Consider the following 410-nt stretch of genomic DNA (forward strand, 5'->3'; position numbering starts at 1 on the left):
CCCTGGCTCCGTCGACTATTGATATTGAAATCTACTGATGCGCACCAGGTTAGACATCCCAGGTGCGCAAGTTGTCAAGCGGCGGCAGGTGTGCGGTGTGCCCAGGCTTTGTGTTCGTCGTAGCGGGTCCGGTGGCGTAGGCAACCGTGCAGGATGCCGACGAGGCGGTTGCCCAGAGCCCGCAGTGCTTGGTGATGGAGGTCGCCTTCAGCGCGGCGATGGTCGTAGAACTGTCGAGCTCCGGGACTTCGGGTTAGCGCGCAGAAGGCCCACTGGTCGATCGCGTCGTAGAGCCGACGGTTGCGGATGTGGCGGGCCAGTACGGCGCGCTTCCTGCCGGACGCAATGGTCAATGGCGAGGTTCCGGCGTAGTTTTTGCGACACTGGGCGTTGGTGTATCGGTTCGGGTC

Annotated in this window: 1 protein-coding gene; it reads right to left on the reverse strand. The window is 62.7% G+C overall.

Annotated features, from left to right (window positions below; all coding sequences use genetic code 11):
- Positions 1-74 precede the first annotated feature (74 nt).
- A partial coding sequence (locus tag DYZ14_RS24050) for a transposase (RefSeq protein ID WP_154722942.1) occupies positions 75-410 on the reverse strand: 336 nt, incomplete at its 5' end.

The sequence above is a fragment of the Ciceribacter sp. T2.26MG-112.2 genome, assembly GCF_900492205.1.
Lineage (GTDB): Bacteria > Pseudomonadota > Alphaproteobacteria > Rhizobiales > Rhizobiaceae > Allorhizobium > Allorhizobium naphthalenivorans_A.